The sequence below is a fragment of the Streptomyces sp. NPDC046465 genome (genome assembly GCF_040646035.1).
In the GTDB taxonomy this organism is placed as follows: Bacteria; Actinomycetota; Actinomycetes; order Streptomycetales; family Streptomycetaceae; genus Streptomyces.
In genome coordinates, this window is sequence record NZ_JBEYZK010000046.1 from 1 (window position 1) to 20,909 (window position 20,909).

Consider the following 20,909-nt stretch of genomic DNA (forward strand, 5'->3'; position numbering starts at 1 on the left):
CCGCGGGGGATGTGGGTGGGTGGTTGGGGCGGTGGGGTGGCCGGGTGGAGTTGGCGGCGGTCAATGGTCCGTCGTCGGTGGTGGTGGCGGGTGATCCGGTGGCGTTGGAGGAGTTGCTGGTTTTTGGTGCGGAGCGGGGGGTGAGGGTGCGGCGGATTGCGGTGGATTATGCCTCGCATACGTCGCAGGTGGAGGTGTTGGAGGGGGAGTTGGCGGGGTTGTTGGGTTCGGTGCGGGCCCGGGTTCCGGTGGTGCCGTTCTTCTCGTCGGTGGATGGGGAGTGGGTGCGTGATGAGCGGTTGGGTGGGGGTTACTGGTATCGGAATCTGCGGCAGGCGGTGCGGTTCGGGGATGCGGTGGAGGCGTTGGTCGGGGAGGGGTTCCGGGTTTTTGTGGAGTCTTCCGCGCATCCGGTGCTGGTGACGGGTGTGCAGGATGTGGTGGAGCGGGCGGAGGGTGTGTCTGCTGTGGTGGGGGGTTCCCTGCGGCGTGGTGAGGGTGGGCTGGAGCGGTTCGTGGCGTCGGTGTCGGGGCTGTGGGTGCGGGGGGTGGACGTCGACTGGTCGGCGGTACTGCCCGAGCCGCGGGGTGCTGGGGTGGAGTTGCCGACGTATGCCTTCCAACACCAGCGCTACTGGCTCAACAGCACACCCACGAAACGATCGGCTCCGCTGGAGGATCTGATGACGGACACTGAGAACGACGACCAGAGCACCGCGCCGCTCGGCCGCACACTCGCCGGACTCACCGACGAGGAGCGGGAGGCGAAACTCCTGGAGCGGGTGCGGGCCGAGGCAGCGGCCGTCCTCGGACACGAGGACGCCGCCCCCGTCGAGCCGGGCAGCGTCTTCTTCGAAGTGGGCTTCACCTCGCTGACCGCGGTGGAACTGCGCAACCGGCTCTCCGAGACGACCGGGTTCGAGCTGCCGCTGATGCTGCTCTTCGACCACCCGACCCCGGCCGCACTCGCCAAGCACCTGAACGACCTCTGCGCCGACGGCGCACCGACCACCAACGACGAGCTTCTCAACAGGGAGGAACAGAGCCGTGTTTGATGTGGACCGCTACCTCAAGGCCCTCGATCACAGCGGGCCGACCGGTGCCGACTGGCAGACGCTGCGCGCGCTGCACAAGAAGCACCTCATGACCGTGCCGTACGACAGCTCCCGCAATACCGGGAACGGCACCTCCCTGTGGGAGGGCGTGGACATTGACACGGATACCACCTTCGATGAGCTGATCGTCGGTGGCCGGGGCGGGGTCTGCTACGAACTGCACGGGCTGTTCCGGGCGCTTCTGGAGCAACTCGGCTTTGAGACAGGGACGTTCGCGGCGGGCATACGGCAGATGGACGGCAGCTTCGGCCCGGATCTGGAGCATGTCTTCGGGTTCGTACGGCTCGACGGCGAGACCGTCCTCACCGACGTCGGCTTCGTCGGCCCCTCCTATCTGGAACCGCTGCGGCTGAACGGCGAGGTGCAGCACCAGTACGGCAACGACTTCCGGGTCGTCGAGACGGACGGCTACCACGTCGTTCAGCGCAAGGGGCAGGTCGGTGACTGGCAGGCCGTGTACCGCTTCCGGCCCCGGCCCCGCGACTTCGCCGAATGGGCCGACCCCACGCCGGACCTCGTCGCCTTCGCCCGCCAGCTGGCCGGTGCGGGCACGGTCGTGCGCGGGCGGGCCTTCGAGACCGGGCAGAGGATCCTGATCGGCCGCCGCCTGCTCACCGTGGACGGGGGGCACGACACCGTGCGCGGCCTCGTCGACCAGGCCGAGTTCGACGCCGCCGTGACCGACATCCTGGGCAGCTGCCGGTGAACGGGGGGACGGAGGCGGTCTCGGCGGACGGCGCGGACCTCCTGGACGTCTTGGTGGTCGGCGCCGGCCCCGTCGGTCTCGTCACCGCCATCCTGCTGGCCCAACAGGGCAGAAGAGTCACGGTACTTGAACGGTGGCCCCGGCCCTATCCGATGCCGAGGGCCGTCTCCTTCGACGGGGAGTCGGCCCGTATCCTCGCCGCGGCCGGGGTCGGCGATTTCATCGACGTGTTCGGCGAGTCCTCGCGTGACTACACCTGGCGCAACGGTGAGGGCACCGTCCTCTTCCACGTGGATGTGGACGACGTGGGGCGCTCGGGCTGGCCCGACTCGACATCCATGTACCAGCCCGCCCTCGAAGAGGCGCTGGCCGCCCGTGCCGAGTCGCTTCCCGGGCTGCGCATCCTGCGCGGGCACGAGGTCGTCGACCTGGCCGACTCGGGCGACCGTGTCAGTCTCACCGTGCAAGGGCCCGAAGGGCGGGGCGAGTTCACGGCCCGCTGGGTGATCGGCTGCGACGGTGCCAACAGCTTTGTGCGCGGTGCCGTCAGCGTGGGCGTGAAGGACTTGGGGTTCTCCAACGACTGGCTCACCTGCGACGTCATTTTGCACGGGCCGCGCGAGTTCCGCCCCAACAACCTGCAGGTCTGCGACCCGGCCCGGCCCAGGACCGAGGTGTCGGCGGGTCCCGGCCACCGCCGCTGGGAGTTCATGCGGGTCCCCGGGGAGTCCGCCGAAGCGTTCGGCCGAACCGAGAACGCTTGGAAGCTCCTCGACCTGTTCGGCATCACGCCCGGCAACGCGACGCTGGAACGGCATGCCGTCTACACCTTCCAGGCCCGCTACGCCACCGAGTGGCGGGTGGGCAGAGTGCTGCTCGCGGGCGACGCGGCTCACCTGATGCCGCCGTTCGCGGGCCAGGGCATGTGTTCCGGTTTCCGCGACGCCGCCAACCTGGCCTGGAAACTCGGACTGGTCCTCGGCGGACGTGCCGCCGAGACGCTGCTCGACACGTACACCACGGAGCGCAGTGCGCACGTCCAGCACGCCATCACCATGTCGATGGAGCTGGGGCGGATCATCTGCCAGACCGACCCGAAGGCCGCGAAGGACCGCGACACCATCATGATCGCGACGCGGGAGCGGGGGCTCGGCCGGACCGCGCGCGAACCGGCCGTGCAGAAGCTCACCGGCGGGCTGCTTCACCGGGACTCGGAGGGGGCCCCGATCGCACCGGCCGGTGAACTCGGGCCGCAGGGCAGGGTGGTGCACAACGGCCGCGCGGGACGGTTCGACGAAATCATCGGACCCGGCTTCACCTTGTTCACCACGGAGCCCGTCGGGGAACTGATCGACTGCGAACGGCTGCGCACACTCGCGCAGTTGGGGGTGCGTACCGTACGGCTGATTCCGGACGGCGTGCTGGCCGCCGACGGGGCCGACGTCACCGATGAGGGCGGCGTCCACCTGGACCACCTGACCCGCACCGCCTCGCGCGCGCTCCTCGTGCGGCCCGACTTCTACGTGTACGGAGCGGCCGACGACGCCCCCGGGCTCGCCGAACTGGTCGACGGGCTCGTCGCGCGACTGATGGCGGCCGCCGCCACCTGAGCGTCGTACGGCCGGAGTCGGCTGCCCTCACGGACCTGGCCCTGTCCGTGCGGGACCCGGCTCAGACCACCGTGTCGAGGGCGGAGCTCCGGTCGTACTCGCTGCGCGCGTCGGCGATCTCGGAGCGGTGACGCTCCGCCCACGATGCGAGCGAGACCAGCGACTCGTACAGCTCGAGCGCCATCGGCGTCGCCCTGTACTCCACCTTGGGCGGCACGGTCGGGTACACCGTCCTGGTGAGCAGGCCGTCCCGCTCCAGGTTGCGCAGCGTGAGCGTCAGCATGCGTCGGCTGATCCCCTTCACCGCCCGCTCCAGCTCGGTGAAGCGCCGCGGCCCCTGCGCGCACTCCAGCAGGATTCCGATGGCCCACTTGCCGCTGACGCGCTCCAGAACCTGCAGCACCGTGCACGCCGCCGCATCGTGTTCGCCGCCCTGCGGCGCCTGGACCTCGACGGTCACAGCGTTGTTCCCCTGGGACATAAAAGTGCCTCCTTCCGCCCGCCTTCAGAGTCACACATGATGAGTCCCGTAACAAGTCGTTACCTTAGCGAAAGAAGGTTATCCATGGCTGCCGATACGGCCGCCCCGGCCGACCGCAAGAGCTGGCTGGCGCTGTACACACTCTGCGCGGGGACGCTGATGATCGTCCTGGACGGCAGTGTCGTCACCGTGGCACTGCCGACGATCGGCAAGGAACTGGACTTCTCGCAGTCGAACCTTGCCTGGCTCGTCAATGCCTACATGATCGCGTTCGGCGGCCTGCTGCTGATCTCGGGTCGGCTCGGCGACCTGCTGGGGCGCAAGCGGCTCTTCCTGGGCGGAATCACCCTCTTCACCGCCGCCTCTCTCCTGTGCGGTCTCGCGACGACCCAGGAAGTGCTGATCGTCGCCCGGTTCATCCAGGGCGTCGGCGGAGCCATGGCGAGCGCGGTGACCCTGGGCATGATCGTCACGATGTTCACCGAACCCCGTGAGACGGCCAAGGCGATCGGCATCTTCAGCTTCGTCGCCGCGGCCGGCGGATCCATCGGCGTCATCGCGGGCGGTCTCCTCACCGAGGCGGCCGGCTGGAACTCCATCTTCTTCATCAACGTGCCGATCGGCGCGGTCATCGTCATCGCCGCCGTCCGGCTCTTCGACCCCGACGAGGGCCTCGGCTTCAGCGCCGGTGCGGACCTCATCGGCGCGTTCCTCGTGACCTCGGGCCTCATGCTGTTCGTCTACGCGATCAACCAGATCGAGAGCGATGGCATCGGCTCCGCCCAGACGCTCGGCTTCGGCGGACTCGCCATCGCGCTGCTCATCGGATTCGTCCTGCGCCAGGCCAAGGCGGGCACCCCCCTGCTGCCGCTGCGGATCTTCCGCTCGCGCTACCTCTCCGGCTCCAACGCGGTCATGATCCTTTTCGTGGCGGGCCTCTTCGGCTTCCAGTTCCTGCTCGCCCTGTACCTGCAGTCCGTGGCCGGATACAGCTCGGTCAAGACCGGCATGGCCTATCTGCCGGGGCCCATCGTGATCGCCGTGATCTCGCTCGGCTACTCGGCCAAGCTCATCACCCGCTTCGGGCCCCGCGCCGTACTGCTCGCAGGCATGGTCGCCACGACCATCGCCCTCGCGCTCCTCGGCCGGCTCCCGGTGGACGCCTCCTACGCGGTGGACGTCCTGCCCTCGGTGATCCTGCTCGGTGTGGGCGCGGGCCTCGCGCTGCCGGCCGTCATCGGCCTGGCCATGTCCGGTGCCACGCCGGCCGACTCGGGCCTCGCCTCGGGCCTGGTCAACACCACGCAGCAGATCGGCGGCGCGCTCGGTGTCGCGGTCCTCGCCGCCCTCGCGGGCTCCCGCCGCGACTCCCTGGCCCGCGACGGCAAGAGCATCCCCGAGGCGGTGACCGGCGGATACCAGCTGGCCTACCTCATCGCCGCCGCGCTCATGGTGGTCGGCATCGCGCTCGCCGCAGTGGTCCTGCGCGCCCCCAAGGCCGCCGCCGAGACCGGACCTGCCGACGCCGCCACCCCCGAAACGGGGGACATCGCGGTCCCCGCCCCGCAGCCGAACCCGTAACTGCGGCCCCCTGACCCGGTCTTCCCCCGTAGGCCGGAGGAGCGCCCGGCGACGTACTCAGGTACGCGCCGGGCGCTCCGGTCATTTCCGGGCCGCGCCATTCCCGAACAGGGCGGGCGCGATGGAGTTCCGCGAGGTCCGAGCTGGTTTGAGGGGGTCAATAGGGGATGGCGAATTCCCTTGCGCCCAGTAGCGTTTCAGCCGTTCTTCCGCAATGTCGATGCGTACGCACCCGAAGGGATCCAGTCGGTATGACGACTGCAGAGCACCCCGCGCCCAGCTATCCGTTCGGCCCTCCGGAGCGGCTCGACCTCCATCCGCGCTATGCGGAACTGCGGCGCGAGGACCCGCTGTCCCGCGTCACGATGCCGCACGGCGGCGAGGCGTGGCTGGCCACCCGCTACGACGACATCAAGGCGATCCTCGCCGACCACCGCTTCAGCCGGGCGGTCACGGTCGGCAACGACATGCCGCGGCTGCGGCCGCCGATGGAGTCCGAGAACATCCTCAGCATGGATCCGCCGGACCACACGCGACTGCGCAAACTGGTCTCGAAGGCCTTCACCGTGCGACGCATCGAGGAGCTTCGCCCCCGAATCCAGGTCATGGTCGACGAGCTCATCGACGAGCTGCTGGCCTCAGGACAGCCCGCCGACCTCGCCAAGATCGTGGCCTGGCCGCTCCCCGTGCGCGTCATCTCCGAACTCCTCGGCATTCCGGAGGAGGACCGCGACAGCTTCCGCACCTGGACGGGCATCGCGCTGTCCACGGGCACGGAGACCTCGCCGGAGGAGATGGGCGAGGCCTTCAACCACCTCATGGAGTACATGGCGGGGCTGATCGCACGCCGCCGGGAGGTTCCCACCGAGGACCTGCTGACCGGTCTCATCCAGGCCAGGGACGACGGCGACCGCCTCAGCGAGCAGGAGCTGATCGTGCTCGCGGTGACGCTGCTCGCCGCCGGCCACGAGACCACCGCGAACCAGATCGGCAGCCACACCTATCAGCTGCTGACCCACGAGGGCTACTGGCAGCGGCTCGTGGACGAGCCCGACATGGTCCCGCAGGCCGTCGAGGAGCTGCTGCGGCACACGCCGATGCCGGTGGGCGCCGACAACGCCCGGGTCGCGCTGGAGGACATCGAGGTCGGTGGCAAGACCATTCGCAAGGGCGAGTCCGTGGTGATCCTGCCGCTGCTCGCCGACCGCGACGAGTCCGTGTTCGAGCACGCCGACGAACTGGATCTGGACCGGGCGAAGAACCCCCACATCGCCTTCGGCCACGGTGTGCACCACTGCCTGGGCGCACCGCTCGCCCGCGTCGAACTCCAGGTAGCGCTCGGCACGTTGACGCGCAGGCTGCCCAACCTCCGGCTGGCGATCCCGGCGGACGAGGTGCCGTGGCGGCGCGACCGCGTGGTCCGCGGCCCCAGCGAGCTGCTGGTCACCTGGTGAGCGGCCCGAGCGCACGACGAGCCGCCGAAGACCCCGCAGGCCGGACACCGGAGTCCGGCTGGTCGGTCCACGTGGACCGGGGCGTCTGCGGCGGTTCCGCGATCTGCGTGGGCATCGCCCCCGGCCGGTTCCGTATCGAGGACCGCAAGTCGCGGCCGGTCGAGGAGCGGATCGAGCCCGACGAGAGGGTGCGGGACGCGGCCGACAGCTGCCCCTGGGAAGCCCTGACGGTGACCGACCTGGCAACGGGCGCGGTGCTGGCCCCCGAACAGTAGAGAGCGAGACATGGCAAGCAGCATTCTGTTCGTCAACATCCCCGCCCGCGGCCATGTGTTCCCGACCCTGGCGGTGGTCGCCGAGCTGACCGCCCGCGGGCACGCCGTCACCTACGTCACGGTCGACGAGTTCGCCGATACGGTACGGGCCACGGGGGCCGAGGTCCTGACCTACCCGTCGGTGAACCCGTTGGAACTGGTGGGCAAGCCGGAGTCGGGCGGTGCGCCCGCCGTCTTCCTGCGGGAGAACATCGCCATGCTCAAGGCGATCGAGGCGCACTACGGTGCGGGCCGGCCGGACGTCGTCGTCTATGACGAGGCCGCGTTCCAGGCCGGCCGGGTCCTCGCCCGCAAGTGGGGCCGCCCGGCCGTCCAGTCCACACCGAGCTTCGCCTTCAACGAGCACTTCTCCTTCATCGCCAAGATGCTTGAGGGCGCCGAGGGCTTCACGCTCACCGATCCGGTGGCCGAGACCGAGGCACTGCTCACGGCGCACGGGCTCGCCGGGCCGCTGGACGACTTCCTGTGGACCAGGCGAGGGCCCGAGAAGCGCAACATCGTGTATCTGACGCGGGACTTCCAGTACGAGGGGCAGACCTTCGACGACCGGTTCGCCTTCGTCGGGCCCTGCCTGGGTGAGCGGAACTTCCTCGGCGACTGGACGCCGCCCGGCGACGGCAGGCCGCTGGCCCTGGTCTCGCTCGGCACCGTGCACAACGGCAACCTCGACTTCTTCCGCGCCGGGGTGGAGGCGTTCGCCGGCCTGGAGTGGCATGCGGTGATGTCCGTCGGCGACAAGGTGGACATCGCCGACCTCGGCCCGCTGCCCGCGAACGTCGAGATCCACCGCTGGGTCCCGCACCGCCAAGTCCTTGACCAGGCCTCGGTGTTCATCACCCACGGCGGCACCGGGAGCGTCATGGAGTCCCTCCTCGCGGGGGTCCCGCTCGTGGTGGTCCCGCAGTGGCTCGACGTCGAGCCGAACGCGGCACGCATCGCCGAACTGGGCCTCGGCCGGCTGATCCCGCCGGACGAGTACGACGCCGAACGGCTGCGCACGACCCTTCGTGAGCTGTCGGCCGACGCCGGCCTGCCGTCCCGCATGGAGGCGATGCGGCAGCACACGGCCGGGGCGGGTGGCACGCGTCGGGCGGCCGACGTGATCGAGGCGGAGACGTCACCTACGCGCTGAGCACGGCCAGCACGCGCTGAGCACGGCCGGATGATCCCGAGGGGTTGCCATCCCGAAGCGGTGGAGGGCAACCCCTTGAGCGTGTGCGGACTCCCTGTACACCGCGTCCCGGCCGCCTCCACCAGCCGGTTCGGCCCGGCTCACGACGTCGGCCCCCGAGAACGAGTCCCGGGGGCCGACAACGCCGCGCGCGGTCGACGCGTCTGCTAGACCTTGGCGCGGCGCCCCGCGTCGGCCGACTCGTTGATCGTGTCGATCAGACGGTGCAGCTCCACCGCCGTGCCGAAGTCCGGCTCCGCCGTGCCGCCGTTGCGGATCGCATCGGCAAGCTCCGTGTACACCCGGCCGACGTTGCGGATCGCCGGCGGGGCGTCCGCGAGGACCGTGCGGTAGGCGTCGGGGAGGGGGATCGGGGTCAGATCGTGCTCGGTACGGGCCCTGCTCACGTGCAGCTCGGCCCCGGAGATGGAGGCGTTCTGCGAGTCGAGGACGAGACGTCCGTCCCTGCCGTACACCTCGATGCGCTGGCCGCCCCCCTGGAGACCGCCGGTGAGGATCTGCGCCGTCGCGACCGCGCCGGACGCCAGCTCGCCCTGGACCAGCACCTGGTCGGGGGAGGTCACGGTCACCTGCCGGCCGGTTTCGGCGATCACCATGTCCGGGGTGCGGGTGGCGAGCGTCGCCGACAGCTCGGTGAAGTCGCCGACCGCGCAGCGGAACATGTCCAGGGCGTGCGCGCCGACGATCGTCAGCGTGTTGACCGCCTTGTCCCGATCGGCCAGCCAGCCGTAGCGCTGCGGCAGGAAGTTGCCGCCCGGGGTGGACGCCGAGTACACCAGCGACGCCGAGAGCACCTCGCCGATCGTGCCCTGCGCCACCAGATCCCGCAGCAGCCGCACCGCGGGGTGCTGCCGGCCCTGCAGCCCCACCGCGTGCCGCACCCCGGCCCGCTCCGCCAAGTCCCGGTACCGTGCGGCCTGGTGGGCGTCGGCGGCCAGCGGCCACTCGCAGTACACGTGCTTGCCCGCCGCGATCGCCTCGGCCACCAGATCGCCCCGCGCCGGAAGCTGCACCGCGATCGTGACGAGGTCCACCCCGGGATGGGCGATCAGCTCCTGCGGATCGGCGAAGTGCTTGACCCGCCAGTGCCCCGCCGCCCGTGCGGCGACCTCGGGCCGGGTCGTGGCAACCGCGGCGAGCTCGATGCCCGGCAGATGGGCCAGGGCAGGCAGATGGGTGGCAGCGGCCCAGCCCCGCTCGGCGTTCGCCCCGATCACGCCCACGCGAATCTTGTCTGACATGTCATCACCTCTCCGTACACACAAAGCTGTTGTCACCATGCGATCACACCCGTATGCGGTCACATCCATGTGCACTCAGGCACATGGGAGTGCCCCGGACACCGAATGCGGAGGGGGCGGTGTCCGGGGCACGGGCATCAGGCGCGCTCGTCGACCGGTGGCCGGCCGCTGTCGCGCGGCACCGGTACCGGTGCCGGTGACGGTGCCGGACCGGGGGCGGCAGCGGTTCGTTTGCGGCTCCAGCGACGCATCACCGGCCGCTCCACGAGCACGTACAGCAGCCAGCCGGCCAGCAGCGTCGCCAGGAACAGGGCGAGGAGCAGCCCGCAGGCCGCGAGGGTGCCGTAGGTGCCGTCACCGGCCACCTTCGGCCGTCCGTAGAAGATCACCACGCCCTGGACCAGGTAGAAACCGAAGGAGACGTTGCCCAGCCAGACCATGGTGCGGCCGCCGAGCCGGCTGCCCGAGCCCCGCAGGTCTCCGGCGGCGGCCGCGCAGATGATCATGCTGATCGGGACGATCGTGGTGAGGCTGAAGTCGTACGGGTCGGGTACGGCGATCGCCGCGGCGTACCCCGCCGCCATGACCAGGGTCGAGGGGAGCAGGCCGATCCGGGCCCAGCGGCCCGCGGCCACGATCCTCGCCAACAGCATTCCGAGCACGAACTCGAAGAGCCGCGGCGGCGGGAAGGCGTAACTGAACCACTGCTGCTCGATCGACAGGTCGAGCAGCGGCGTCGACGGCGCACCGGGGATCAGCTGCGTCGTGACCACGGTGACCCCGGCGACGCCTGCGACCATGGCGGCCGCCCACGCCCACAGCAGGCCCTCCCTGATCCGCCGCACGAACAGGATGAGCAGCGGGAACAGGGCGTAGAAGAGCAGTTCCGAACAGAGCGTCCAGGCCTGGGGGTTGACGCTCGCCCAGGTGTCCGGACGCGAGGTGAAGGAGTGGACGAGGAAGAGGTTCGACAGCCAGGCGTGCGTCGGGGTGTAGGCGGCGGCGAACAGCCACATGCCAAGGGCCCAGGTCACGAGGTGATTGGGGTAGATCTTCAGGGCTCGCCGTCGCCAGAAGGCCGTCGGCCGGTCCCCGGGCTTCGTCGACCACGTCAGCACGAAGCCACTGAGCACGAAGAAGAACGAGACGCCGATCGCACCGGCCGGGGCGAAGAAGTCGGCGAGGTGCCGCGCGATGTCCTGGTCCTCGAAGAAGGTCACCGGAGAGGTCGGCTTCAGCGGGTTTGCGAGCAGCGTGCCGTGGACCAGGAACACCAGCATCGCCGCGAAGAACCTGAGGCCGGTGAGCGAGGGAAGGGCCGCCGGACGCTCGTAGGGGGCCGCGGTGACCAGGGGGTCGGGTGACGCGGCCATCTCTGTGCCGCCTTTCGCTTCGGGGGCGTCCGGTGAGCCGGTCATCGCGTCGTGAAGTGCTTGAGGGAGTCGGCGACGTAATCGATCATCTCGTTGGTGATGCCGGGGTAGACGCCGATCCAGAAGGTCCGCTCGGTGATGATGTCGCTGTTGCGCAGCGAGCCGACGGTCCTGAACCGTACGTCCTGGTAGGCGGGTTGACGGGCCAGGTTCCCGGAGAACAGCATCCGCGTGCCGATCTTGCGTGACTCCAGGAAGTCGATGAGCTCGGCGCGGGTGAACGCCGCGTCCTCGGCGACGGTGAGCACGAAGCCGAACCAGCTCGGGTCGCTGCCGGGCGTCGGCTCGGGCAGCAGCAGTCCCTTGACCCCGTCCAGGGCCTCGCGCAGCCGCTGCCAGTTGCGTCGCCGGGCCGCGCCGAACTCGGGCAGCTTCTCGAACTGGGCGAGCCCCAGGGCGGCTTGGAGGTCGGTGGTCTTCAGGTTGTAACCGATGTGCGAGAACGTGTACTTGTGGTCGTAGCCGTGCGGAAGGCCGCCCAGCTGCTGCGAGAACCGCTTGTGGCAGGTGTCGCTCTGGGCAGGCTCGCACCAGCAGTCCCGGCCCCAGTCGCGCAGTGACTCGACCACGCGGGCCAGCGCCAGGTTGTCGGTCACCACGCAGCCCCCCTCACCCATGGTGAGGTGGTGGGCCGGGTAGAAGCTCGACGTCGCGAAGTCCCCGAAGCTGCCGGTGGGCTTGCCCTGGTAGAAGGAGCCGACCGCGTCGCAGTTGTCCTCGACGAAGAACAGACCGTGCTGCTTGGCGAGTTCGGCGATCTCCGCGACCGGGAACGGGTTGCCGAGCGCGTGCGCGATCATGATGGCGCGGGTACGCGGCCCGATCGCCTCGGCGACCCGGTCGGCCGTCGTGTTGTACGTCGACAGGTCCACGTCGACCAGGACGGGGACCAGCTGGTTCTGCACGATCGGGTTCACCGTGGTGGGGAAGCCCGCCGCGACGGTGATCACCTCGTCGCCCGGCAACAGCCGGCGCTCCTCGAGCTCCCGCTGTGTCAGCGCGCTGAGCGCCAACAGGTTCGCGGACGAACCGGAGTTGGTCAGATGCGCCTTGCGCCGACCGAGCAGTCGGGCGAACTTCCGCTCGAACAGGATCGCGCTCGGCCCGGACGCGATCCGCATCTGCAGCGCGGCCTCCACCAGCGCCGCCCGGTCGTCCTCGTCGAACACCGCACCGGACGGCAGAATGGGCGTCTCGCCCGGTATGAAGCGGCGCCCCGCTTCCTGCGCGCGGTGGTACTTGCGCACGCTCTCCAGGATCAGATCCTTGTCACTGCTGCTCATCGAATCCCCATCGGGTCAGCGGTCACGGGCGCGCGAGCGCACGTTCCCGCACTCGGTCGACCAGGTCTGCCTGGGCCAGCACGGACTCACCTTCGAGCCCCGAAGGCACCCCGTCCCGTACGCGCGCGACGAACGCCCTCACGACGTTGCCGAACTGGTCCTCGGCCGGCAGCGTCAGCTCCTCCACCCGGTCCTGGCGCTCGATGCGCAGCACGGGGGAGTGGGTGGGCGGCGGTGTGTAGGCCCAGTGGGCGCTGATGCGGCCCGAACTGCCCCACAGCGCGTACCGGGAACGGTAGGAGTGCTCCATGCCCCAGGTCAGCTGCGCACTCACCCCGTCGCTACGGCTCAGCAGGGCGGCTCCGCCGAGGTCGACACCGTGGGCTTCGTCGAAGTGCGAGGAGGCGCCGAGGACCTCGAGATCCGTGCCGAGGTGGAGCAGCGCGGTGCGCACCGGGTAGACGCCGATGTCGGTCAGCGCCCCGCCGCCGACGTCGGGCAGATAGCGGATGTCGTCCCCGGACTTCTGCGGGAAGGCGAACTCGGCAGTCAGGGACCGCAGTTCTCCGATCACGCCCTGAGCCACCAGCTCACGCACCCGGGCGTGCTGCGAGTGGCACAGGAACATGAAGCTCTCCAGGAGGACCAGACCGCGCTCTTCGGCCAGCGCGACCAGGGTGCTGGCGTCCTTGTACGTCGTGGCCAGCGGCTTCTCGGACAGGACGTGCTTGCCGGCCCGCAGCGCCCGCTCGACCCACTCGGTGTGCAGCATCGCCGGCAGCGGTACGTACACCGCGTCGACGTCGGCGCGCTCCAGGAGCCGGTCGTAGCCGGTCACGGGCTCACCGCCGAACCGGTCCGTGAACTGCCGTGCCTTGGCGCCTTCGCGGCTGGCCACGGCGGTCAGCACCACGTCTTCCCCGGCCGCGATCGCGGGGAGCATGCGCCGCCAGGCGATCCCCGCGCAGCCGAGCACACCGATCCTCAACGGACTTGTCGACACCTGTGACCTCCACCCGGCGGACCGGGAATTCCCGCGCCTCGGCAATGCGAATTCCGATGTGGAATTCATTCTGGTTGCACGGCGATCGTAGGCGGTGAATTCCATGGGGTGTCAACCCCTGTCGAGCTCGGCCGGTGCCGATGAAAGCCCCTATCCGCCCCCTAAGTTGGCGGCATGTTCCGGCATTTCTATTGAGGCTCTTTCATAGTGGTCGCAGTGGATCGACTGCGTCCCGAAATGACACTGAGGAGTTCTTATGTCCGGCACATCGGCCGCGGTGCAGCTGCGAACGCCGGATCAGCGACTGGCGGTGCGCATCACGGAGTCCGCGCTGGCGGCCGAGGGGGTCATGGACCTGCCCGGGTTCCACAGCTGGTTCGCCCGGCGCCGAGCCGTCGACGTGGCCGAGGTGGCGCGTATCCCCTTCGACGCCCTGGTGGGCTGGGGGAGTGAGCCGGGCACCGGTGACCTCGTGCACGACAGCGGCGGCTTCTTCGCGGTGCGGGGCCTGTCGGTGGAGATCCCGGGGGCGGCCGTGCCGTCCTGGACGCAGCCGATCATCAGCCAGCCCGAGATCGGCATCCTGGGCATCCTGGTCAAGGAGTTCGACGGCGTCCTGCACTGCCTGATGCAGGCCAAGAACGAGCCGGGGAACCACAACGGCGTCCAGCTCTCCCCGACGGTCCAGGCCACCCGGAGCAACTACACACGGGTGCACCGCGGCAATCCCGTTCCGTACGTGGAGTACTTCCAGGACACCGCACGGCACCAAGTGATCGCCGATGTGCTCCAGTCCGAGCAGGGCGCCTGGTTCTACCACAAGCGCAACCGCAACATCGTCGTCGAGGTGACCGAGGACGTCAAACTCCTCGATGGATTCTGCTGGCTGACATTGGGTCAGCTGCACGGTCTCCTCGGCGGCGACGACATCGTCAACATGGACTCCCGCACCGTCCTGTCCTGTCTGCCCTTCTCCGGCGCCGACCTCGCGACCGTCTTCCCGCTGCGGCCGCGCTCCTTCGGCGCCGCGGTGATCCGCTCGTGCAGCGACGAACAGGGTGCCCTGCACACCACCGGCGAGATCCTCAGCTGGATCACCGAGGCCAAGGCCCGTGCGGTGGTGCGGACCCGGACCGTGCCCCTGGAGAGCGTCGAGCACTGGCACCGCACCTCCCACGCCCTCTCGCACGAGACCGGCAAGTTCTTCAACGTGATCGGCATCTCCGTGAAGGCAGGTCACCGCGAGATCACCGGCTGGACCCAGCCGGTGGTCGAGCCGGTGGGTGTCGGAATCAACGCCTTCCTCGTCAAACGGATCGACGGAGTGCTGCACGCGCTCGTCAACGCCCGCATCCAGCCCGGGCATCTGGACGTCGTCGAACTCGCACCGACCGTCCAGGCCACGCCGGGCAACTACGCGGTGCTGCCGGCCGCGGCCCGCCCGCGGTTCCTGACGGAGATCCTGGAGGCGGACCCGGCACGGATCCGCTACGACAGCCTCCTCTCCGAGGAGGGCGGCCGCTTCTATCACGCGCGGAACCGGTACCTGGTGATCGAGGCCGACGAGGCGTACGAGCCCGAGGACGCGGCCGACTTCCGCTGGCTCACCCTCCACCAGCTCGTCGGCCTGCTGCGGCACAGCCACTACGTCAACGTGGAGGCCCGCAGCCTCATCGCCTGTGCGCACAGCCTGGTGGGCCGGTCCGACACGGCCTGACCGCGGCGCCCGTACGCGCGAGCGCCTCCCGGTGAAACGACCGCCGGGAGGCACTGGTGCGCCGCAAGGGTGCGAGCTCAGCCGCGCAGCAACTCCGCGACCAGGAAAGCGAGTTCGAGGGACTGCTCCGGGTTGAGGCGGGGGTCGCAGGCCGTCTCGTACCGGTCCGCGAGGTCTTCGTCCGAGATCTGCCGGGCACCGCCCAGGCACTCGGTGACGTCGTCGCCGGTCAACTCGACGTGCAGACCACCCGGATGGGTGCCGAGCGAACGGTGGATCTCGAAGAAGGCGCGGACCTCGTCGGACACGTCATCGAAGTGCCGGGTCTTGTAACCGCTGGGTGCCTCCTGGGTGTTGCCGTGCATCGGGTCGCACTGCCACACCACCTCGTGGCCCGACGCGGTCACCCGCTCCACGATCGGCGGCAGCGTCTCGCGGATCCGGGCGCTGCCCATCCGGGTGATCAGCGTGAGCCGGCCGGGCGTGCCGTGCGGGTCGAGCCGTTCGACGTACTCCATCGCCTCGGCCGGTGACGTGCCCGGCCCGATCTTCAGGCCGATGGGGTTGGCCAGGAGCTCCGCCAACGCCACATGGGCGCCGTCCAGCTGACGGGTGCGCTCGCCGATCCAGAGGAAGTGCCCGGACAGGCCGTACAGGCGGCCGTCCTCGGCGCGCAGCAGCGGCCGCTCGTAGTCGAGCAGCAGCGCCTCGTGGCTGGCGTGGACCTCGGGGTCGTACAGGGCGTCGACGTCGTTGCCGACGCCCTGGTCGATCTCGCGCGCCAGTTGCTCGAAGCGGGAGCCGGCCGGGGTGGAGCGCACGAAGTCCTTGTTCCATTCGTGCGCGTGACGCAGCCCGGCCGTTCCCGAGGGGCCGGTCAGTGCCCGCAGCAGGTTCATCGTGCCGCCGGCGTTCGCGTAGGCCTGGAGTATCCGGCCGGGGTCCGCGATCCGGTCGCCCGGGGTCGGCAGGAAGCCGTTGACGATGTCGCCCCGGTACACCGGCAGACCGAGGGAGTCGACGCTGCCCGAGCGCGGCTTGGCGTACTGCCCGGCGATCCGGCCGACCTTGACCACCGGAAGCCCGGCGCCGTACGAGAGCACCACGGCCATCTGGAGCAGGGTGCGCACGTTCGCGCGGACATGACGCTCGGTGTTGCCCGCGAACGTCTCGGCGCAGTCGCCGCCCTGCAGCAGGAAGGCCCGGCCGCGTGCGACCTCCGCAAGGCGCGAGCTCAGGCCGTCGACCTCGGCGGGCAGCACCAGTGGGGGCGCGCCCGCGATCGCGCCGCGGGCCGCTTCGACCGCGGCCGGGTCAGGCCACGCGGGCTGCTGGGCCGCGGGCCGGGCGAGCGCCTCCTCGAGGCGGGTGCGTAATGGCTCCGGCAGCGGCTGCTCGCCGGGCGGAGCAACGGTGGGAGGGTCGCCGGGTGAGGGAGAGAGGGGAGGGGCAAGGGACACGGGGCCACCTGTCTCGGAGTTGTCCATGGCGGGCGGGCAGATCGGGTGCGGTGCGGTGCGCGGTCGGGGCGCGCGGTCGGGGCGCGCGGTCATCTCACGCGGTCTTGCTGACGTCGGCCCACAGCTCGACCGGCAGGTCCTTGCGGCGCCGGACGTTGAGCTTGCGGTAGACGCGGGTGAGGTGCTGTTCCACGGTGCTCGCCGTGACGTACAGCCGGTCGGCGATCTCCCGGTTGGTGTAGCCCATCACGGCGAGCGAGGCGACGCGGCGTTCGGAGTCGGTGAGCGTGGCGACGCCGTCGCTCTGGTCGGTGGGCGCGCCGGGGCGGGCCCCCGCGGGGTCGGAGACCGCCATCAGCTCCTGTGCCACCGGCTTGGCCCCGCACTTGTCCGCGCTGTACAGGGCGTGCCGGAACAGCATCCTGGCCCGTTGCTTGTCCCCCGCCGCGTAGTAGGCCCGGCTCAGCTCGGAGAGCACCCGGGCCTGCTCGTAGCGGTCGCCCGATGCCTCGAACAGGTCGAGTGCCTCGGTGAGCAGCTGTGGTCGTCTGCGGGGTGGGACGGTCGTGGCGAGCAGGCGCAGCGCGAGCGCCCGCATCCGCGACCGGTCGCTGCCCGCCCGGCCCAGCTGCTCGTGCAGCAGCTGGCGGGCCTGGTCCTGGTTGCCCAGGTGCAGCCAGGCCTCGGCGACGCTGGTGCGCCACGGCACCAGGCCCGCGTTGTCCAGGCCCCAGCGCCGCACCAGCTCGCCGCAGGCCAGGAAGTCGGCGAGCGCCGCGTGCACGTGGTTGGTCGCGAGCCGGTAGTGGCCGCGGGCGTGCAGGTAGTGGATGCCGTAGTGGCTCTCGTAGGCGGCCTCGGGAGCCGCCCGGGTCAGATACTTCGCCGCGTCCTCGTAGTCGCCCATCCGCGTCGCGGCGAGGACCAGCGTGCCCAGCGGGAGGCCGACCGCGACCCCCCATGACTGATGGGCGAGATACGTCAGCGCGGCCTGCCCGTGCCGTACCGCGGTCGGCAGGTCGCCCTGTCGCAGGGCGATGTGGGCCCGCACTCCCGAGTACAGCGCCCGGGACGTGCCGGCCGAGCGACTGCCGGCGTCCTGAAGCAGCCTGTCGCACCAGCCGGCGGCCAGATCCAGCTTCTCCGCCTGCGTGAGGATCTGGAGCGCGGCGAACGCGGCCTCCTCGCTCCAGCTGGTGGTCCCCCCGAGCCGCTGCTCGCGCAGCACCTGCTCGGCACGGTCGACCAGGCTCGTGCTCTTGCCGTGCACCAGGCCGTCCGAGAGCAGCGCCGTCGCCTGCAGCTGGGGCTCGGTGCGCGGGGTGACCAGGGTGCCGCGCTGGGACGGAATCACCGGCATCTGCCGACGCCTGGCCAGCGGCGGATGGGCGTAGGCGAGCCAGCGCTCGGTGTCCCGCAGCGCGGCCTCCTCCTCCATGCGCGGGTCACCGCTCGGCCTGCGCAGCCGGTCCAGGACGTCGCCGGCCTCCTCCTTGCGGCCGAGCCACAGCAGCCGGCGCACCAGGTCGATGCTCTGGCTCTGGTCCAGCAGTCCAGCCCGTCCCGCGGCGGTCAGCGGGGCCAGGTGCCGGCCCGCGGCGGACGGGCTGTACTGCCATTCGGCGTGCGCGAGGCGGGACCGGATCGAGGCCCGTTCGGCATCGTCGGTGCTGGACCGGTGGGCGAGGCTGAGGCACTGCGCGGCCGACTCGTAGCTGTCGTCGAGCAGGGCGTGCTCCGCGGCTTCGAGGAGCACGCCGACCGCCCAGGGGGTCTGCGCGTGGTCGGCCGCGACGAGGTGCCGCGCCACGCGGACGGCCGCGGCGCCCTGATCGTGCAGGAGCCGTGCCGCGCGCCGGTGCAGCTCCGCGTGTTCCTGGGCGGGCAGGTCGTCGAGAACGGCGCCCTGCGCCAGCGGGTGGCGGAACGCGGCGCCGTCGAGCAGCCGTGCGTCGGACAGGGCGCGCAGGGTGCGGGACACCAGGTCGGAGTCGATGCCGAGCAGCTGCCCGAGGTCACCGGCCGCCGCGCCGTCGCCGAGCACCGCGAGGGCGCGGGCGACTTGCAGCATCACCGGTTCGCCGCGGTGCAGGCAGCTGAGGTAGGTGAGGCCGAAGCCCTGCGCACGGGGCTTGCCGGACTCCAGGTGGTCCTCGGCGAGGACGCGGGTGAGCAGCGGGTTGCCGCCGCTCACGGTGTGAAAGGCCGGGGCGAGGGCCTCGGCGGAGGCGGCGTCGAGGTGTTGCTCCAGGAGGCTGCGGACGCCGGTCAGGGAGAGCGGGGCGAGCCGGATGCGGTGCGCGTAGTGCTGGCGCAACAGCTCGGCGTGGAGCTGCGGATGCGCGGGCAGCAGTCCGGTGTCGTCGGTGAGGACGAGCAGTACGCGGCCCTTGCGCAGTCGCCGGACGAGGCGCAGGAGGAAGTCGAGCGACACCTGGTCCGCGTGGCGCACGGTGTCGACGCCGATGACCACCGGTGCGGACAGGGAGAGCTCGAGCAGGAGCTGGCACAGCCCATTGAGAACAAGGCCCAGTCGAGTCTCGGCGGAAGGGTTTCCCGCCGTGGTGGCCGCCAGTGCGGAGCCGTCGCCAAGAAGCGCGGATGCCTTCTCGGTGAGGGTGTCCGGCAGAAGTGTGCTGTCGAGAAGCTGGTGCAGTGCGCCCAGGGGAACAGCGCTTTCCGCGCGATGGCAGGACGCGTGCAGGAATAGGGCGCCGGACCGGGTGGCCCGTTCGCCCCAGGCGTGCAGGGCTTCGGTCTTTCCGCAGGTGACAGCCCCGTCGAGCAGGGCGACGCAGCCGTGCCCCGACGCGGTGTCGGCCAGCAGGGTGTCGAGCCACGTCAATTGCTCTTCCCGTTCGACCAGCTTCATCCGGATACCCCCATGAGTAATGCGCCCATACATGTTCCTGAGACGCTCGCCATGATGTGGGGGTATCACCCATTGATCGGGAACTCGGCGCCCATTGAGTAAGCGGGGGCAATGGTTCCTATGAATCGGAAGGGATGAGTCCAAAGAGCTCGCGGTACAGACCAAGTTGATGATTCAGCATGTGCGGGCCGTGGTGGGCGGGGTGACCGAGCGCGCTCACAGGGCCGTCCCCGTGGTGCGCGGCATCGCGTCAAGGGCCGCGGCGACCTGCTCCGATGGGATGTCCCTGACCAGCTCGGCGCCCCTCGGGCCGTCCAGGACGAAGGCCAGTCCGCCGGTGGCCTTCTTGTCCAGGCGGGCCAGCGCGATCAGCCGGGCCGTGTCCACCCCCGCGGGCAGTTCGGTGGGCAGCCCGTAGTGGCGTACCACCTCCAGGTGCTCGGCGACCCGGTCCGGCCCGATCCGGCTCAGGGCTCCGGCGAGCCGGCCCGCGAAGACCGTGCCGATCGCGACCGCCTCTCCGTGCCGCAGGGCGAAATCCGTGGCGAGCTCAAGCGCGTGGCCCAGGGTGTGGCCGTAGTTGAGCAGATGACGCAGGCCGGTGTCCCGCTCGTCGAGGCTGACGACCTCGGCCTTGCGCGCCACACTCGCCGCGATCTGCTCCGCGACCGGAAGGTCGCGCAGATCTCCTGCGCCGATGAAGTGGCAACGGGCTATCTCCCCATAGCCGTTGACGCGCTCGCGCTCCGGCAGGGTCGTCAGGTAGTCCGTGTCGCACAGCACGGCCCGCGGCTGCCAGTACGCGCCCACCAGGTTCTTGCCCTGGGGAAGGTTCACCGCGGTCTTGCCGCCGACGCTCGCATCCACCTGCGCCAGCAGCGACGTGGGCAGATGTACCACCGGCACCCCGCGGTGATACAGCGCGGCGGCCAGTCCCACCGCGTCCGTCGTCGTACCGCCCCCACAGGAGACCACCGCGTCCGAGCGCGTCAGGCCGAACTCGGCGAAACGGGCGCACAGTTCCTCCACCCAGGCCAGCGTCTTGTTCTGCTCGCCGTCCCGCGCGTCGATCCGCAGGTGCGGAACGCCCGGGTCCGGAGTCCACGCGGCGGGCCTTGCCGACACCACCGCCACCCGGCGCGCCCCGATGTCCGAGACGACCTCGGGCAGCGTGTGCCGCACCCCCGCGCCGATCCGTACCGGGTAGCCGCGCTCCGCGAGGGCGACGTCGATGGTCAGCCACGAAGAACTGTCCACATCGGCCCGCCCGTTCACAGTACTGGTCACTTCGCACTCCTCAACTTGCCAGCGGAGGCCGGTGGTTGCCCGGCCCGTCGACTCGGCCGGAGCGTAACCTCGCGCGGCCCCGCCGCCCCGGGCCACCGGCGGCAGCACGGGTGGTGGGGGAAAGTGAGGGCGGGGATAG

Annotated in this window: 16 protein-coding genes; 8 read left to right on the top strand and 8 right to left on the bottom strand. The window is 70.4% G+C overall.

The genetic code is table 11. The annotated features are described in order from the left end of the window. The first annotated feature begins 11 nt into the window (after positions 1 to 11). The 3 genes from ABZ953_RS37995 to ABZ953_RS38005 are packed head-to-tail and all read left to right on the top strand — an operon-like array spanning position 12 to position 3,431. Entirely contained in the window at positions 12 to 1,055 is a 1,044-nt protein-coding gene (locus tag ABZ953_RS37995; protein ID WP_361733901.1) for an acyltransferase domain-containing protein, read from the top strand. Then, complete coding sequence (locus tag ABZ953_RS38000) at positions 1,048 to 1,821, top strand: arylamine N-acetyltransferase (protein WP_361733862.1); 774 nt, start codon at positions 1,048 to 1,050, stop codon at positions 1,819 to 1,821. The genes ABZ953_RS37995 and ABZ953_RS38000 overlap by 8 nt, the downstream gene beginning before the upstream one ends. Then, on the top strand, positions 1,818 to 3,431 hold the full coding sequence (locus ABZ953_RS38005; protein WP_361733864.1) for a bifunctional 3-(3-hydroxy-phenyl)propionate/3-hydroxycinnamic acid hydroxylase: 1,614 nt from the start codon (positions 1,818 to 1,820) through the stop codon (positions 3,429 to 3,431). The genes ABZ953_RS38000 and ABZ953_RS38005 overlap by 4 nt, the downstream gene beginning before the upstream one ends. 61 nt (positions 3,432 to 3,492) lie before the next feature. Here the strand turns inward: ABZ953_RS38005 and ABZ953_RS38010 are convergent, their stop codons facing one another. Beyond that, positions 3,493 to 3,912, bottom strand: a complete 420-nt coding sequence (locus ABZ953_RS38010) for a helix-turn-helix domain-containing protein (protein WP_361733866.1) — start codon at positions 3,910 to 3,912, stop codon at positions 3,493 to 3,495. 84 nt (positions 3,913 to 3,996) lie between these two features. On the opposite strand from ABZ953_RS38010, the gene ABZ953_RS38015 reads away from it, so the two are divergent. The 4 genes from ABZ953_RS38015 to ABZ953_RS38030 all read left to right on the top strand — a co-directional run bounded on the left by ABZ953_RS38015 (position 3,997) and on the right by ABZ953_RS38030 (position 8,414). Beyond that, entirely contained in the window at positions 3,997 to 5,493 is a 1,497-nt protein-coding gene (locus ABZ953_RS38015) for an MFS transporter (protein ID WP_361733868.1), read from the top strand. Between the two features lie 251 nt (positions 5,494 to 5,744). Beyond that, positions 5,745 to 6,947, top strand: a complete 1,203-nt coding sequence (locus ABZ953_RS38020) for a cytochrome P450 (RefSeq protein WP_361733870.1) — start codon at positions 5,745 to 5,747, stop codon at positions 6,945 to 6,947. Beyond that, on the top strand, positions 6,944 to 7,222 hold the full coding sequence (locus tag ABZ953_RS38025; RefSeq protein WP_361733872.1) for a ferredoxin: 279 nt from the start codon (positions 6,944 to 6,946) through the stop codon (positions 7,220 to 7,222). The genes ABZ953_RS38020 and ABZ953_RS38025 overlap by 4 nt, the downstream gene beginning before the upstream one ends. A 10-nt stretch (positions 7,223 to 7,232) precedes the next feature. Beyond that, the gene (locus ABZ953_RS38030) at positions 7,233 to 8,414 is read left to right on the top strand and encodes a macrolide family glycosyltransferase (RefSeq protein ID WP_361733874.1); all 1,182 of its coding nucleotides are present in this window, start codon (positions 7,233 to 7,235) and stop codon (positions 8,412 to 8,414) included. Between the two features lie 206 nt (positions 8,415 to 8,620). Here ABZ953_RS38030 and ABZ953_RS38035 read toward each other — a convergent pair whose 3' ends face one another. From ABZ953_RS38035 to ABZ953_RS38050, 4 genes are all read right to left on the bottom strand, one after another. After that, on the bottom strand, positions 8,621 to 9,715 hold the full coding sequence (locus tag ABZ953_RS38035) for a Gfo/Idh/MocA family oxidoreductase (RefSeq protein WP_361733876.1): 1,095 nt from the start codon (positions 9,713 to 9,715) through the stop codon (positions 8,621 to 8,623). Between the two features lie 137 nt (positions 9,716 to 9,852). Beyond that, positions 9,853 to 11,088, bottom strand: coding sequence for an acyltransferase (locus ABZ953_RS38040; RefSeq protein WP_361733878.1), 1,236 nt, complete (start codon positions 11,086 to 11,088; stop codon positions 9,853 to 9,855). A 41-nt stretch (positions 11,089 to 11,129) separates the two neighbouring features. After that, complete coding sequence (gene rfbH, locus ABZ953_RS38045; RefSeq protein ID WP_361733880.1) at positions 11,130 to 12,431, bottom strand: lipopolysaccharide biosynthesis protein RfbH; 1,302 nt, start codon at positions 12,429 to 12,431, stop codon at positions 11,130 to 11,132. A 22-nt stretch (positions 12,432 to 12,453) separates the two neighbouring features. Further along, the gene (locus ABZ953_RS38050; protein ID WP_361733882.1) at positions 12,454 to 13,434 is read right to left on the bottom strand and encodes a Gfo/Idh/MocA family oxidoreductase; all 981 of its coding nucleotides are present in this window, start codon (positions 13,432 to 13,434) and stop codon (positions 12,454 to 12,456) included. A 256-nt stretch (positions 13,435 to 13,690) separates the two neighbouring features. Here ABZ953_RS38050 and ABZ953_RS38055 point away from each other — a divergent pair, with 256 nt between their 5' ends. Further along, positions 13,691 to 15,151 carry an NDP-hexose 2,3-dehydratase family protein gene (locus tag ABZ953_RS38055; protein WP_361733884.1) on the top strand — a complete coding sequence of 487 codons (1,461 nt, stop codon included), beginning with the start codon at positions 13,691 to 13,693 and terminating at the stop codon, positions 15,149 to 15,151. A gap of 77 nt (positions 15,152 to 15,228) precedes the next feature. Here the strand turns inward: ABZ953_RS38055 and ABZ953_RS38060 are convergent, their stop codons facing one another. The 3 genes from ABZ953_RS38060 to ABZ953_RS38070 form a co-directional block, all read right to left on the bottom strand. Next, positions 15,229 to 16,539, bottom strand: coding sequence for a class II 3-deoxy-7-phosphoheptulonate synthase (locus tag ABZ953_RS38060; protein ID WP_361733902.1), 1,311 nt, complete (start codon positions 16,537 to 16,539; stop codon positions 15,229 to 15,231). A gap of 166 nt (positions 16,540 to 16,705) precedes the next feature. Further along, positions 16,706 to 19,483 carry an AAA family ATPase gene (locus tag ABZ953_RS38065; protein WP_361733886.1) on the bottom strand — a complete coding sequence of 926 codons (2,778 nt, stop codon included), beginning with the start codon at positions 19,481 to 19,483 and terminating at the stop codon, positions 16,706 to 16,708. Between the two features lie 216 nt (positions 19,484 to 19,699). Further along, positions 19,700 to 20,770 carry a 3-dehydroquinate synthase family protein gene (locus ABZ953_RS38070; protein WP_361733888.1) on the bottom strand — a complete coding sequence of 357 codons (1,071 nt, stop codon included), beginning with the start codon at positions 20,768 to 20,770 and terminating at the stop codon, positions 19,700 to 19,702. Positions 20,771 to 20,909: the final 139 nt, after the last annotated feature.

Excerpts from the sequence above, each read along its gene's own strand:
- ABZ953_RS38010 (WP_361733866.1), bottom strand. The coding sequence starts at position 3,912 with ATGTCCCAGGGGAACAACGCTGTGACCGTCGAGGTCCAGGCGCCGCAG.
- ABZ953_RS38015 (WP_361733868.1), top strand. The coding sequence starts at position 3,997 with ATGGCTGCCGATACGGCCGCCCCGGCCGACCGCAAGAGCTGGCTGGCG.
- ABZ953_RS38020 (WP_361733870.1), top strand. The coding sequence starts at position 5,745 with ATGACGACTGCAGAGCACCCCGCGCCCAGCTATCCGTTCGGCCCTCCG.
- ABZ953_RS38030 (WP_361733874.1), top strand. The coding sequence starts at position 7,233 with ATGGCAAGCAGCATTCTGTTCGTCAACATCCCCGCCCGCGGCCATGTG.
- ABZ953_RS38035 (WP_361733876.1), bottom strand. The coding sequence starts at position 9,715 with ATGTCAGACAAGATTCGCGTGGGCGTGATCGGGGCGAACGCCGAGCGG.
- ABZ953_RS38040 (WP_361733878.1), bottom strand. The coding sequence starts at position 11,088 with ATGGCCGCGTCACCCGACCCCCTGGTCACCGCGGCCCCCTACGAGCGT.
- rfbH (WP_361733880.1), bottom strand. The coding sequence starts at position 12,431 with ATGAGCAGCAGTGACAAGGATCTGATCCTGGAGAGCGTGCGCAAGTAC.
- ABZ953_RS38055 (WP_361733884.1), top strand. The coding sequence starts at position 13,691 with ATGTCCGGCACATCGGCCGCGGTGCAGCTGCGAACGCCGGATCAGCGA.
- ABZ953_RS38065 (WP_361733886.1), bottom strand. The coding sequence starts at position 19,483 with ATGAAGCTGGTCGAACGGGAAGAGCAATTGACGTGGCTCGACACCCTG.